Here is a 14,542-nt window from a genome sequence, read left to right as displayed (position 1 = left end):
GCAACAAAAAACCACCCAGTTTCCTAAGTAGTTTTATCTTGGTGCAGGTGACGGGACTTGAACCCGTACGTCATAGACACACGCCCCTCAAGGTGGCGTTATGTCATGGTGCTTTTTTATTAAATTTACCTAATTAAGTAAATTAAAAAATTTAAAGTTTGATTGCTCTTAAAAATCTTTTAATGCAATTTCATCAATTTAATTTCCCTTTGAAGTTTTTTAGGGTTTATTTTTTTATTTTTAGATTCGGCAATTGATAAGGAATTACTGAACTTTAAACTATAAAAGTTTTTTAATACAAAATCATACACTTCGTAATTTTTTGGCTCGGTACCAAATATAACCTTTGAAACTTCATATTTTTCTCCAGATACTCTCTCAAAAACACCTACCCAAAATACACCTTCAAAAAATACGGTAAATTTAATGCTAATTTTCATTTAAAATTTCCTCCTGTAAAATAAAATTGAACATAGAGAATGGACGACCCCAGGAGGGAAGGATACTTCTATCTATAAGCATATAGATAGGTTCGGACTACCAACCGAAACTGTGATTTTATCTCTAATTATATAATACACTAAATATAGACTGATGATCAATTTCTCATATTTGTTTTTATTTTTTGACAGCTGGACAATAGTTTGCATTATCAAAAGCTGTCATTGGATACTTTGGATTTGCTTCATTTCAAATTCCGTTTTCCACTTATCATTTTTTAACCAGTTGAATAACTCGCTGGATTGAATATAAATTTTTTGGTTGTCATTTTTAAGTTGAAGTACATTGTTAATATAGTGAACTACAGAGGACTGTCCATTACTTATGGCAAGATAAAATGCAGGTTGTATTGTTATTTCATGCTCATCCGAAGTTTTTATATACAGTATTGAAGGATCAATATTTCCATTAAATGTTCCTACGTTCTGTGACTTAGGTATTTTACCTTTATAAGGCTTAGCTTGCTGTAACCAAGAAGTAACTTCATATAAAGTAGTTTTTTGGTTTTTAGGTACCCAGTAAAATGAGGCTGGAGAACCATCTGCTAAACTAATAACCCCACTATTTTCAATACTTTTTAGTTTACTAGTTGAAATGACCTGAGTGTCGCCCGTTTTTGAAGAGTCGATTTCTTGACTATGTTTTTCCCCGCAGCCTGTCATGAAACTTAGAGACATTATTAATACAAAAATACCACATATTATGATCTTTCTATGACTTCTCATATAAATCCACCTTTTTAATTCGTATATTTAGTTTTTTACAGAACCTATAAACCATAATTTTCAACTGTTCTGATTTTAATATATTTCTGAAATAATACATTTTAATTTGAAAAACTCGTAATTAATTACAATTAAGAATTACTTACTATAATTTCACCCATCATGTATAACCTAGCTTTTCCACTTATCTTAACCCTGTCTCCAGCTACTTCACAATACAATGTGCCTCCTCGTTTTGATAATTGTTTAGCTACCATTATGTTTTTATTAAGTCTTTCTGACCAATATGGTATTAGATTGCTGTGAGCTGAACCTGTTACAGGGTCTTCATTTACACCAAGTTTTGGATAAAAGCATCTAGATACAAAGTCTACATCAATTCCTCCGGCTGTAACAATAACTCCTAAGCCTCTATCTAATTTCACCATTTTAGAAAAGTTTGGAGTTAAGCTTTTTACTTGTTCTTCTGTTTGTAATACAACAAATAAATCCCTGGATAAATATAATTCAACTGGTTTTAAACCAATAATTTCTGAAACTTCTTCAATTAACTCAATTTTTTCTGGTTTTCTTAAAGGAAGATTCATTTCATATAAATCACCGTTACGTTTAGCCTCAAGTATTCCACTAGCAGTATCAAATAACATTTTTTCTACTCCAACATCAACGTAATTAGAAATAACATAAGCAGTTCCCAAGGTAGCATGTCCACATAAATCTATTTCTGCTTTTGGAGTGAACCATCTCAATTCATATTTATCTTTATTTTCAAGCACAAAAGCTGTTTCCGATAAATTGTTTTCCGAAGCAATTTTTTGCATCATACCATCGTCTATCCACTTATTTAATACACATACACCTGCAGGATTTCCATTAAATATCTCATCAGTAAAGGCATCTACAACGTAATATTTCATAACAATTCTCCTCTATATTTTTAGTTAATATTAATTCATTTATATTATTACTTAATATAAGTAACGGTATTTCCTGTTCTCTTAAGAGGTACCATATCTGACATTTGAGAATATCCTAGTGCAAGTCCCCCACAAATCGTTTCATTTTCAGTTAGACCCAATTTCATCATGTATGCATGAGTAGACTTATTATCATCTAACCAGTGAAGCTGATTTATCCAACAAGAACCTATATCCAAAGAAACTGCTGCCAGCATCATGTTTTCCAAAGCAACTGAACAGTCCGCCATAGCGTTACTATATCCTTTTTGATTTGCAACCACAATTAATGTAGGAGCATTGTATGTAAAATCGTAACCACCTTTTTTCGATGCTAAAATTGAATTTTTTAGACTCTTATAGGTATCTTCTTTAATCTCCATTTTTGCAAATTCTTTTTCTACCATCAATTTTAGTTCTTGCAGCGTTTCTCGATTCTGTATTACAATAAAATGATTTGTTTGGTTATTTCCACCACTTGGAGCAAAACGCCCAGCTTCAATGACTAGAGAAAGTTTTTCTTCTGAAATCTGCTCTTTTTTATATTTACGAATACTTCGTCGTTTACTAATGACCTCTAATACTTGATTTTCCATAAGATCAGCCTCCAATATTCAAAATCACATTAACTAACTTTATAGCTACTTCGTCTTTACTTACAATTACTCATTAAATTAATTTATAATTTGGTTTACTTTTTTAAATTATATCATAAATAATCATCGAACTGTAATAATTACTATTTTGTTCCAAAATATATCATAATTTCATGACTATTAAATAATAAACGGCGCATTCCAGTTAATCTCAATATCCAGCTTTGGCATATTATATTTACTTACTTCTTCCGTTTCAGTTACCACTATCTTTTCTATAAGCATTGTAACATCAGCATTTGTCAGTTCATTTTTATCCAATATACTTTGTAATACTTCAATATCCTTGAAATACTGGATTTTTTCTAGTTTAAGTTCCCTGTCTTTCAATTCATTTTCTTTCTGTTGTAAAATCTCCTCTTGAGTCATTTCTGATTTTTTCTTTTCCTCCTCAAATTTTGTTTTAAGCTTTTTTTCAGTAGTCTTTACTGCATCAGAAACTCTTTTATCAGCATAAGACTACATATACTTTTTGAATTCAGGATGATTTAATATTCCTTCAATATTAATATCCTTATCACCTTGAGTATCTAAATTTTCTGTACCCTCAGTATTTTGTTGTTCTTTGTTTTCTTCCATAAAAATTCCTCCTTGACTTTATTATTTTTTGTTTGAGTCATTGAATCTTCCCCTTGTTAGTTGAAGGCTTCAATCCCTCGGTAATATAAAAAAGACATCCGATTTGGATGTCCAGTTTTGTTAATATTTATTTGTGCTTATTTATAATATAAAATAAGATTGCAAAATTCCCTTTCATACTAATTGTTGTACATATCGCTCCCTCAAATACCAATATATTCGAATTCGGCCAATACTTCATTTTCTTTAGGATTGGGAATCTTTCGTTCCACAAATCCCATTTTCTCAATGCCATTCATTACTGCAAACTTCATTGTATCTTTCATAAAATATACCTCCAAAATTTTCTTATATATTTCTAAACTAAGCACAATTTTTGAAAGAGTTATTGACTATCATAATTCTTGATAGGATTTTTCTATCTAAGCTTATACTGCCAATTTTTTATTTCATTAATCTCATTTGGAATTGAAATATCTTACCTATTAATCTAAGGTATAATTAATACCTTTACACTTTCAACACTTTTTTGCATCTCTAAAGCTTCTTCAATCTTATCTAAATCAAACTTATGGGTAATTATTGGTTGTACATTAACCTTTCCACTAGATATTAAATCTAAAGCAGACAAATGAGTATCTGGATTTATTAGAGAACCTTTTATTGTTAGTTCCTTTTTAAATATTTCAAATGGACTTATTTCTACTTTTATATCTGGATTACTTACTGCAAACAAAAGTATTTTAGTTCCTTTTTTTGCAATATCAAATGCACTTTCTATTACATATTTGTTTCCTGTGCATTCAATAATTACATCTGGACCTTTTCCAAGATATTTATTTAAATTATTTTTGAAACTTTCTTCCATTGGATTCAATATATAATCAGCTCCTAGTTCTAAAGCTGTATCTCTTCTCTTTTCTATTGGTTCACTTACTCCAACTGTACTTGCTCCTGATATCTTTGCCAATTGAAGCATAATTAAGCCTATAGCTCCTGCTCCTAATACTAATACTTTATCTCCTGGCTTTATTCCAATGTTATTTATTCCATGTAAACAACAAGCTGTTGGCTCTACCATAGCTGCTTCTTCAAAGGTTATATTATTAAATACATAGGCTTGCTCTTTAGGAACTACACAATATTCACTAAAACCTCCATCTATATTTACACCTAGAGCTGTTAAATTCTCGCATAATTGCTTCTTACCATTTCTGCAATAATCACATTCACCACAATATATATTGGGATCAATAACTACTTTATCACCTATTTTTATATCTTCAACGTTATTCCCTACTTTAACAACTTCTCCTGAATATTCGTGACCTAATATTATAGGCGGTGTTACTGGCGCTGAACCTTCTTCACCATTAAAAATATGAATATCTGTACCACAAACTCCGCAAGCTTTAACTTTAACTAATATTTCATTTTCCTTTATCTCTCTATATTCTCTTTCCTCTACTTTTATATTATGCTTACCATAAAATACTGCTGCTTTCATACTCACATTTCCTCCAATTCTTGTTTAAATAATCTATTTTAATACCTAAAGTACTTAATAGATTTAAATTTTTATCTAGCATTAAATTTTATAATTTACACTTCACTATCTCTGTCATTTTATTAACATTTCCTTCTTCAAGCATGATTATATCTTTAATATTTTCAATATTAGCAACGATAACCATCGTAATTAAATTAAATCCCTTTGACTTTATTAAATCTCTGTTTACTTTAATTATAGGATCTCCTACTTTAACTTTATCTTCAACCTTCGCTATTGCTTCAAATCCTTCTCCTTGTAGATTTACTGTATCTAATCCTATATGAACCAATATTTCTATTCCTTCTTTAGTTTCTACTACAAAAGCATGTTTACTCGGAAATAACACTTTAATGGTTCCATCTTGTGGAGCACATATAATATCCTCCTCTATTTCTAAAGCAGCCCCATCTCCTAACATTTTTTTAGCGAATGTATCATCTGGAACAAGTTCTAATCTGACCAGATTTCCTTTAGTCGGCGAATATATACTTATTTCTTTTTTTTAAAATCCAAACATAATTCTTTCACCTCTTAAAATAATTTAAAATATGAGCTGTAGCACTAAGTAAAAATGCCACAATATATTGTGAATACTCTATATTTGCAGAACAATATATTGTGCACAAATTCCTTAATGCGACAGCACCTTTATATTTTCCTCTCTTTACTTTAACTCTGGCCAGTATCCCTTATTAGCCTCAATCAAATCATCCAGAATCTGCTTTGCAATGCCTGCACTTGGCACAGTCCTCGATAAGGTTAGTGCCTGCCATAGCTTCTGGTAGCTTCCTTCAATCCAGGCTTCTACAACCAACTTCTCCACACTGACCTGCTGCTCCATCAAACCTTTCTGAAACTGGGGAATTCTTCCCTGATTAATCTTCTCATATCCGTCTTTTCCAATGATACATGGAATCTCAACCATAGCTTCTGGATCAAAATTTTCTATAGCACCTTCATTTGGTACAATTAGAAGCATTTTCTCTTTCGTATTAAATGCAAGGGCACGAGCAAGATCTACAATATAAGATGCATGGTCATCCACAACAAAACCACAGTCCTTTGCTGTTCCTTTTTCAATAATGTCTCTTGCCGCAGAAAATACTGTCTTTTCTCTTCCATCCATAACCTGATTCGCTCTTGTATAATTCGCATCAGTATGAGCTACCACATAATCTGGATACAGATAATACTTGAGATACGTATTAGGCAGTGTCTCTGGATCTACGGCATAGACATCTTTGACTTTACGGTATGTTTCATGCCAACTCTCATCGTCATGCTGTGCGGATTCCACATGGATATCATATCCGTGTTCTTTTACATACGTTTTAAGCTTTGGCATCAAATCATTACCCTCTTTATCCTTAATCTGTGTCCACCAGCCAAAGTGGTTTAGACCAAAATAACTGATGTCAAATTCTTTTTCGTTCACACCCAAAATCTTTGCCATATGGATCATAATACCAAGAGGCATATCACAGATGTTAATGATACGGGAGTTTGGGCGAAGTCTTCTGGTAGCTTCCGCAACAATGGCTGCTGGATTGGAGTAATTTAACATCCATGCATTAGGACTGTACTTTTCCATGTAATCCAAGATTTCCAGGATTCCGCCAATAGATCGCATTCCATATGCAATTCCACCTGGTCCGCAGGTTTCTTGTCCAACAACGCTATATTTCATAGGAATCTTCTCATCTTTCTCACGCATTGCATATTTTCCGACACGAATATGAGCCATTACAAAATCAGTATCTGTAAATGCAACTTCTGGTTCAACTGTATAAGAAAATTCAATCTGTGGTGCTCTTTCTTTTAAAAGAATTTCAAATGCTTTTGCGATGACTTCCTGTCTATCTTTATCATTATCATACAAACACAATTTTCCAATCGGAAATTCTTCCTGATGATCTAAAAGCATCATAATAATTCTTGGTGTAAATGTACTTCCACCGCCTGCTACTGTGATAGAAAATTTTTTCATAATAATTCCTCCTAAATTCTTTAATTATAATTTTTATATTAATATCATTTATAAAATTAATTTAAAAAAATAACCTTTAATTTATTTTTCTAAATTTATTCTGAACCTAATAAACCTTCAAACTCTTCTCTTACTTGCGGAACTGATAAGCCTACAATAACTTGAATGGCTTTTCCTTTTCTCACTACTCCATGTGCTCCAGCTTTTTTGAAAACACTGTCAGGAGCTAACTTACTTTCATCTTTTACAGACACACGAAGTCTAGTTGCACAATTTGTAACATCATCAATATTTTCACTTCCACCTAATGCCTGTAAAAATTGTAATGCTTGACTGCCTTCTACTACTTCTCTTTTATTTTCTACAGCTGCACCTTGTTTAGCTTTATAATCAGCTTTTGTATAAAGCTTAGTTTCTTCATCCTCTGCTTCACGACCTGGAGTTGCAAAGTTGAACTTTAGTATTAAGAAACGGAATACAAAGAAGTATATTGCTGTAAAACACAAACCAATTATTATTTGTGTTATATAAGTAAATGGGTGATATTTAAATAATGGTAACCAGTTTAGTGCAAACCAGTTAATTAGCCCATCACAAAAATAACCTGATACACCAAATGCATATTCTGTTGCTGCTAAAGTTGCTGCTAAAACAGCATGTACAGCAAATAATGCTGGAGCTACAAATAAGAATGTAAATTCAAGTGGTTCTGTAACACCCGATAGCATAGCTGTCAGTGTTGCTGGAATAAGTAAACCTGCCACTATTTTTTTCTTTTCTGGTTTAGCCGTTGCATAAATTGCTAGCGCTATACCCAAACATCCAAATACCTTAGAATGTCCAGTTAGTGCAAAACCACCAGCTGGGAACATTTCTTTTAGTGATTTTGTACTTGTTGCAAAGTCCGGTAAGTGTTTTGCCCAGTATGCAACTATACCATCAGGTACTACTGCTGGTCCTAATGTAAATGGTGCGTATATAAAGTGATGTAAACCGGTTGGAATTAAAATACGTTCTAAGAATGTATAAATCCATACCCCAATAACTCCAGATGAAGATAAGAATCCTTGTAGTGAACCCATTCCACCTTGAACTTTTGGCCAAATTAAGCAAATTGCAAGTGCTGTTGGAATCATAACAACAAATCCTATTGCTGCTACAAAGACTGAACCTTGAAAAATTCCTAAATAAGCTGGCAATCTCTTCTCAAAGAATTTATCATGCAGGTATACAGTTATACCTGCAATTAAAATAGCACCTAACATCCCTGTATCAAGAGTTTTAATACCAGCAATCATTGCAAGTCCACTTGAAACTCCATTAGTAACTCCAGGCGATAAGTTGAAGTTAACACCAAAAGTTGAACCTGAAAGAGTTAAAATAGCATTAACAAAATAGTTAAAGGTCAAATAAATTACTAAAGTTTCTAAACAAGCACGTGCTTGCGCTTTTTTAGCTAGTCCTATAGGTAAACCAATTACGAATAATAGTGGTAATTGATTGAATACCGTCCATGAACCTTGTTGAACTACATACCAAAAGTTATACCAAGCTGTACCTTTATTTGCAATAGATCCTAAAATATCAGAATTCGTAAATAATAGAGATAATCCAACAGTCAAACCATAAAAAGCAAAGAATAAAACTGGAGTAAACATTGCAGCCCCAAAACGCTGAATTTTTTTCATCATTCTTTTTTACCTCCCAAAAAAATTTTAATATAACGTTTACAACAACATTTGCAAAGAAAAACTTATTACAATATTTTCTCCTCCTTTAAATTTCCTTAAACTCTTCCTTTTAGAATTCAATAAAAAATAATACGTTTCCAATTCAACAAATTTTATCAAGATATCTTGTATGAATCTATCTTAACAAGTACTTCAGACTTGTTCAATGCTTTTAATTCATTTAGTTCTTATGTGCGTTTTTAAATTATTTGAACATAATTTGTACCTTTGCACAGCTTGTTCTTCAAATTCCTTGTTCATAATGACACAAAAAAAGCTGACACATAACTGCTATGACAACTTTGTATTTACCATCTTTCTTAGTCATCGTAAATAAATAACTAGTCAGTATGCTCGTATATTTGACTTCTTATTTATTTTCAGATGCCTTATAAATAATCATATTTTATTGAATTTTCCCTAATTGCTTTAAATACGTAATATATTTTATATATAACATTTCAACTAAAATAAAATACTGAATTGTGCTTTCAAAAACAGTTTCTTCTTTTATTTTCATACATTTAGTAGTAATATATAAACTCTGATTGCATAATCTTGCCACTTGATTATCAGATAACTTCGTAATAGAGATAGAAGGTATATTTTTGGCTTTTATTTTTTTCCCGAATTCAACTGCAGGTTTTGTTTCACCAGACAACGATATAATTACAATTAAATCTTCTTCCGTAGCCATATCTGATACCGTATCTATTTCACCTTCTCCATGTAATGTAATAAAAAATTTATTAACACTTAAAAAATATCTTTTTAGTTCATTTGCTACTGTATCTTGTACAGTTCCTGTCCCATAGACAAAGATCTGCTTTGCATGATAAATCAAACTGCATATTTCTAAAATATCTTTCTTTCTCATATCTTCTACTATTTTGTAATAATTTTCATAGATATCATCTACAGTACTATCTTTACTGTTATCTCTTTCTTCATATTCCAATTTTAGCCTTAATTTAAACTCGCTAAATCCTTCTAATGATAACTTCTGAGTAAATCTAGTAATTGCTGCTCTGGAAATGTTACATTTTGTTGCTAACTCACCAATAGACATTTTACAACATTCTCGCTTATGGTTATGTATATAGTTCCATATATATAGGTCGTTTTGATTTAGTTTGTCGTAATTATTATTAACCAATTCTTCTAAATACATGTTTTCATCCTATCCTTCAAACAAATTTTTATCTGAATTATAACATTTTGTATATTTGCTGTAAATATCAACACTAGATCCATATTACCTTTTACATTATACTCAAATATAATAGCAACCTCACAGAATCATCTTTTGGAATTATGTATTCTATATTTAGTGGCAGTTTTAATTGATAAAAACTGTAATGAATAGTATAATCTTTGTGTGTTAAATTTATAATTCGCATAAATATATTTTACACCTTTTCCCAAGCTTTTTAAGCCCGGGAATTGTATTTTTTGCAAGAAAAATTTTAATTCCGAGGGTCACCCTCTGAATTAAAAATTCTCTCAACCCATAGTCTGAAAGAACATAAAACACACTTCAACATTTACTTAAAATCCTTCAAAGCTTTTGATATCAGACTATTTCTTCTCTATCTTCACAACACACTCGAGGTGCTCTGTGTAGGAAACATAATGTTACCTCACTCAACCCTACCCTATGCTTATTGTCTGCGGGAACATATTTTAATCATTCACAAATCCAGCATTTTCAATGGTTCTAAGCTTTATATAGCCTTACCACGCACTCGAGGTGCCTTGAGGATACAAAAAAAGATACCGCTTGAAGCTGGTACCCCCTTGACATCAGGAAAATGGTGCAATGCATCATCAGATTCCCCGGTCTCAATTTAGTACTAATAGAACAGTTCTAATCATATTCTTATAAAAGAAAAGAATATGAAGGAGTGTACAGTTAGTTGATAAAAGTTAAAGTTAGTTTACGGCCCATTGTTAGTAAGATAAATTTACCCACTGTTTTGAAAACAGCTATACTTCCGGGTGACTCAATTGAAAGATTATTTATTGCAACCCAGGTAGGAGAGATCTTTTACATTGGAAACGGTGTTATAAGAACTTTTTTAGATATTCGTCCGAGAATCATAAGACTAGGTTTTTCTGGCGGTAGATATGATGAACGGGGATTGCTAGGACTAGCGTTTCATCCGGAATTTTATTATAATGGTCTGTTTTATCTTCATTATTCAGTAGCTGGAACACAAGGTCCAGGTGCTCTTCCTAGTTCAGAAGTTTCAAGACAAGGTCTTCCTGAATTTTTTAAGCCTAACCCGTGTGACCCTAGAACCTTAAATCTAAAGTGGATAAATAGAGAAATTCAATATGATCATATTGATACAGTTGAAGAATGGATTTTACAATCGAATGGTCAACCTCAAAAACGGAGGACATTACTAAATTTAAGAAGACCATTTTTTAATCATAATGGTGTCAATAGCTTAAACTTTTCACCTGAAACAGGAAAGCTTGTTTTAACAACTGGAGATGGTGGATCAGGCTATGATCCATTTAATTCAAGCCAGGATGATATGGAAATTGCCGGTAAAATAATTGAAATTGATGTAGCTAAGAATACATTTATCAATAATCCACCGGTAGTCACACGTTTTAATGAACTTCCCGCACCTATTCAGGAAACGCTTATGGTAATTGCCAAAGGGGTTCGCAATATACCTGGCATTTCATTTCAAAGGTTTTATAACCAGTATATCAAATATGTAGGAATTGTCGGACAGGATCTGGTAGAGTCAATTTTTTCATTCGTTAATTATAAACCAATACCGGTTACTCAGCTTATTCAAGCTTCTTTAATGAAATCTGATCCTGACCAAGAAGGATTTATTAACTTTGGCTGGCGAGGGTGGGAAGGTGCTTTTCCTACTTCGATTATAAGGGGCTGCTCTGCAAATCCAACTTTGGATGAGAAAACAATTGCTTATTACAATGATACAGTAAAAACTTCAGTGCAGCGTCTTCAGCCTCTAACTAGTTATTTTCATAAAGATCCCCGACCGGATAAGTTTGGAGGAACTGCACTTACGGGAGTCCAGTCATATATGGGGAATGGAATTCCCGGTTTAACTGGAAGCGTTGTGTTTACTGATTTTGCCCGGGATGAAGGATCTCAACCTCCGATTAGAGGGGTTTTAGCTTATACCAGGCCAAGAACAGATTGTAAACTAAATGATTTTAGTGTTATTGAAACCGATTATAATTTTGGATCTCAATCAGCTTATTATACTAGTTTGGGAACGAATCTGAATCAAACCAGACTATATTTAGGGGTTTATGGCTCTATGAATGTGACTGATTTTAACCAAGGTACTGTTTTTGAAATTGTTCCATGATTCATAATTATAAAATTCGAATTAATACCAGATAAATCCCTTTCTAGGATTTATTGAATCGAAATATAATACAAACAAGAGAGAGCAATCATGTTCCCTCATAAATTTTGAAACTGATTTGATGTAAATGATGAAAGCGTTTAATGAAGGTATATTAAGAAGATATACCTTCATTGCTTATACAGAAATATGCGCGCATCAATCAGTATTCTAAATTACTAGTATCACCTGATAGGAGGCATTTAAATTGAAAAAAATGAATATAGGCAGGTTTATTTGTATTGGAGGAATATTAACAACAATAGCTGTACTATTCCAATCAGCACCTGTATTTTTACCCGCGATTGGGTTGGCCTTAAGCCCATTAAGTACTCTACCTATTGCGATAGCTGCTGTTTCTAATATTTCTCTTAGTTTTACTGTATTTTTTTCTTCCGCATTAATTCTTGTTATAGTTAGTGCGCAGGAGACAATAATCCTGCTTTTTACCACCGGGCTACTAGGTATCGTTATCGGAACATTACTTTATAGGAAGGGAATAATAATTTCTATATTATTTTCAAGCATAGCATTATCTCTTGGTATGATATTTTTAACTTATATAGTAGGTATTTCGCCGTTTGTAGATTTAACCAGTCCGTTATCAACTCCTTTAACTTTTTTAATTTTTTTCTCATTTTCACTTGTTTACTCGAGCATCTGGAATATTTGCCTTAGAAAATTCATGAATTATCTTATAAAAATAAAATTAATTAGTTGACTCAAATATGGATTTCTTATCATTTTGGCTATTTAGTGAAATACCTGTTTTTTCTGTAAGCTTTTTTGAAAAAGTACTTTTCCCACTACCAGGTGAACCTATAACTGTTATTTTTTTACCTATACTACTCATACTTTTTCTCCTTATATTTTACTAAAATTTTTTACTACGATAAAAAACCACCCATTTACATGAGTAGTCTAATTTGTGTGTAGACAAGCTATAAATACAATTTGGCAAATATTTCTTAGCGACCCCCTAAGTCTGGTCTAAGGCTAAAAATGAGACAAATACTCGATTTGCAATACCCGTCTTGCTATCTTTTTTAGTTTTGCATATTGCAAAATACTGCTTGTCTCTGGAAGAAATTACACCTCCGAGGTGCTAGCGAGACATGTTGAGCTAAAAAATCATCTCTCCTGCTTTATAGCCGTCAGGCAATTCTTCTTCACTTAAAAATTTAAAATTGTCATCACGCAGTATTGGTAAAAATACTTCGTATGGTATCCTGGAAAACTCACAGCCATAATTACTGGATCCGAACCACCTACCCTCTTTGCTACTCAAATTCAAATCTCTGGCAAATTTTGTATGGTTTGAGCAATCATGAATTGCTAAATCCCAGTTTTCTTCATCGGCTATCTTCATGAATTTCAGAGTTAATTTCCTGCTCCAAATCGGAGATATATAGCCATGTCTGGAAATATACATATTTTCCTCATAATAATTGTCTATGTTATTCTCATTTAAATGTAATTCTGCACAATTGATAAAATCGAGTTTTGTCTCGAAAATTGCTTGCTTTTTCTTAAAAAATGCTTCGAAAAACTCAGGAGTCATTGGAGTTTCAATACCTACATTTTTAATATATTTTTTCGCTATTCCAATATTTTCAATAACTTTGTCTGAACAATTAGAGGCACCCAGGTTGAAACGTATCTCGTCAAGACCGGCTTGACCTAATGCTTTTAATGTCTCTTCTGTAGCTAAAGTACCATTTGTGTATAAATGTTGATAAATTTGAGCATTACTAAATTTCTTTATAATCGAATAGTATTTTTCAATTTCCATGAATGGCTCTAAATAAACATAGGAAATGCCAGTGGGCTTCTGTTGTATGGAAAGAAGTAAATCAATATCTTTCTCATAAAATTTTGTGTCTCCGATCTCCCACATACCTTCACCAATTGGAGGAATATTATCTAATTCCCCATAATTATAACAGAACTTGCACTCTACGTTACATTGGTTTGTTTTCCTAATTGCACTCAACCCAGTTCCCATCAGACAAGAACGACATCCCTTAGAAAATTTGCTTTCATTTCCCACAAAAAAAGTTCTATTCTCCAAAGTTTTCAAACCTCTAATTTCCGACATTAACGTATCATTTCTATTATCGATTGCTGCCTCAATTTGTGCAAAGGTAGCGTAAATGATTTCTTGTTGTTTTGTCATAATTTCCTCATCCTCTGGCAATATTGAGAAAAATTCAAACCATATCAACGCATCTTTTTTTGAAATTTTCATAATGTATCCTCCTCTAATTAATCCTCTTTAAGACTCAATTCAAATCTTCTTGCTATGCTTTTTCACATATTCTTCTTCTAAAGACATACGCACTCTACATGCCGTGTGTAGGAAAATAACATAAAGAATTTTTATGTTCCCCTACTCAACCCTACCCTATGTTTATTGTCTGCGTTAGCATATTCTCATCATTCAAAAACCTAGTAT

Annotated in this window: 15 protein-coding genes; 2 read left to right on the top strand and 13 right to left on the bottom strand. The window is 32.3% G+C overall.

Annotated elements, in window-relative coordinates; genetic code table 11:
• Window positions 1-179: 179 nt before the first annotated feature.
• From CLOPA_RS09890 to CLOPA_RS09845, 11 genes are all read right to left on the bottom strand, one after another.
• Window positions 180-440, bottom strand: a complete 261-nt coding sequence (locus tag CLOPA_RS09890; protein WP_015615286.1) for a YjdF family protein — start codon at window positions 438-440, stop codon at window positions 180-182.
• Window positions 441-662: 222 nt separating this feature from the next.
• Window positions 663-1,226 (bottom strand): hypothetical protein, encoded by a 564-nt coding sequence (locus CLOPA_RS09885; RefSeq protein WP_015615285.1) that lies wholly within the window; start codon window positions 1,224-1,226, stop codon window positions 663-665.
• 131 nt (window positions 1,227-1,357) lie between these two features.
• Window positions 1,358-2,143, bottom strand: a complete 786-nt coding sequence (locus CLOPA_RS09880) for a PhzF family phenazine biosynthesis protein (RefSeq protein WP_015615284.1) — start codon at window positions 2,141-2,143, stop codon at window positions 1,358-1,360.
• 47 nt (window positions 2,144-2,190) lie between these two features.
• A complete protein-coding gene (locus CLOPA_RS09875; protein ID WP_015615283.1) occupies window positions 2,191-2,778 on the bottom strand; it encodes a nitroreductase family protein in 588 nt (195 codons plus the stop codon).
• Window positions 2,779-2,958: 180 nt separating this feature from the next.
• Window positions 2,959-3,207 (bottom strand): hypothetical protein, encoded by a 249-nt coding sequence (locus CLOPA_RS26075; RefSeq protein ID WP_015615282.1) that lies wholly within the window; start codon window positions 3,205-3,207, stop codon window positions 2,959-2,961.
• 413 nt (window positions 3,208-3,620) lie between these two features.
• On the bottom strand, window positions 3,621-3,743 hold the full coding sequence (locus CLOPA_RS26480; protein WP_015615280.1) for a hypothetical protein: 123 nt from the start codon (window positions 3,741-3,743) through the stop codon (window positions 3,621-3,623).
• Window positions 3,744-3,907: 164 nt separating this feature from the next.
• The gene (locus CLOPA_RS09865) at window positions 3,908-4,924 is read right to left on the bottom strand and encodes a zinc-dependent alcohol dehydrogenase family protein (RefSeq protein ID WP_015615279.1); all 1,017 of its coding nucleotides are present in this window, start codon (window positions 4,922-4,924) and stop codon (window positions 3,908-3,910) included.
• A gap of 88 nt (window positions 4,925-5,012) precedes the next feature.
• The gene (locus tag CLOPA_RS09860) at window positions 5,013-5,456 is read right to left on the bottom strand and encodes a PTS sugar transporter subunit IIA (RefSeq protein ID WP_278246056.1); all 444 of its coding nucleotides are present in this window, start codon (window positions 5,454-5,456) and stop codon (window positions 5,013-5,015) included.
• A gap of 177 nt (window positions 5,457-5,633) precedes the next feature.
• The gene (locus CLOPA_RS09855) at window positions 5,634-6,956 is read right to left on the bottom strand and encodes a 6-phospho-alpha-glucosidase (RefSeq protein WP_015615277.1); all 1,323 of its coding nucleotides are present in this window, start codon (window positions 6,954-6,956) and stop codon (window positions 5,634-5,636) included.
• A 95-nt stretch (window positions 6,957-7,051) separates the two neighbouring features.
• Window positions 7,052-8,647: an alpha-glucoside-specific PTS transporter subunit IIBC gene (locus tag CLOPA_RS09850; RefSeq protein ID WP_015615276.1), complete on the bottom strand. Its 1,596-nt coding sequence runs from the start codon at window positions 8,645-8,647 to the stop codon at window positions 7,052-7,054.
• A gap of 445 nt (window positions 8,648-9,092) precedes the next feature.
• A complete protein-coding gene (locus CLOPA_RS09845) occupies window positions 9,093-9,857 on the bottom strand; it encodes a MurR/RpiR family transcriptional regulator (RefSeq protein WP_015615275.1) in 765 nt (254 codons plus the stop codon).
• A 745-nt stretch (window positions 9,858-10,602) separates the two neighbouring features.
• Between CLOPA_RS09845 and CLOPA_RS09840 the strand changes: the two genes are divergently transcribed.
• Together CLOPA_RS09840 and CLOPA_RS09835 are read left to right on the top strand one after the other, a co-directional pair.
• On the top strand, window positions 10,603-12,048 hold the full coding sequence (locus CLOPA_RS09840; RefSeq protein ID WP_015615274.1) for a PQQ-dependent sugar dehydrogenase: 1,446 nt from the start codon (window positions 10,603-10,605) through the stop codon (window positions 12,046-12,048).
• A 256-nt stretch (window positions 12,049-12,304) separates the two neighbouring features.
• Complete coding sequence (locus CLOPA_RS09835) at window positions 12,305-12,808, top strand: hypothetical protein (protein ID WP_242834327.1); 504 nt, start codon at window positions 12,305-12,307, stop codon at window positions 12,806-12,808.
• On the opposite strand, the gene CLOPA_RS25010 is transcribed toward CLOPA_RS09835, so the two are convergent.
• Window positions 12,797-12,940: a hypothetical protein gene (locus CLOPA_RS25010; protein WP_015615272.1), complete on the bottom strand. Its 144-nt coding sequence runs from the start codon at window positions 12,938-12,940 to the stop codon at window positions 12,797-12,799. The two genes, CLOPA_RS09835 and CLOPA_RS25010, sit on opposite strands and share 12 nt — an antisense overlap.
• Window positions 12,941-13,210: 270 nt before the next feature.
• Window positions 13,211-14,335, bottom strand: a complete 1,125-nt coding sequence (locus CLOPA_RS09830; RefSeq protein ID WP_015615271.1) for a radical SAM protein — start codon at window positions 14,333-14,335, stop codon at window positions 13,211-13,213.
• Between the last annotated feature and the right edge of the window lie 207 nt (window positions 14,336-14,542).

This window comes from Clostridium pasteurianum BC1 (assembly GCF_000389635.1).
GTDB classification, from domain to species: Bacteria; Bacillota; Clostridia; order Clostridiales; family Clostridiaceae; genus Clostridium_I; species Clostridium_I pasteurianum_A.
The sequence above is the reverse complement of the archived record's forward strand: the minus strand, read 5'-3'. Positions and strand labels throughout refer to the sequence as shown.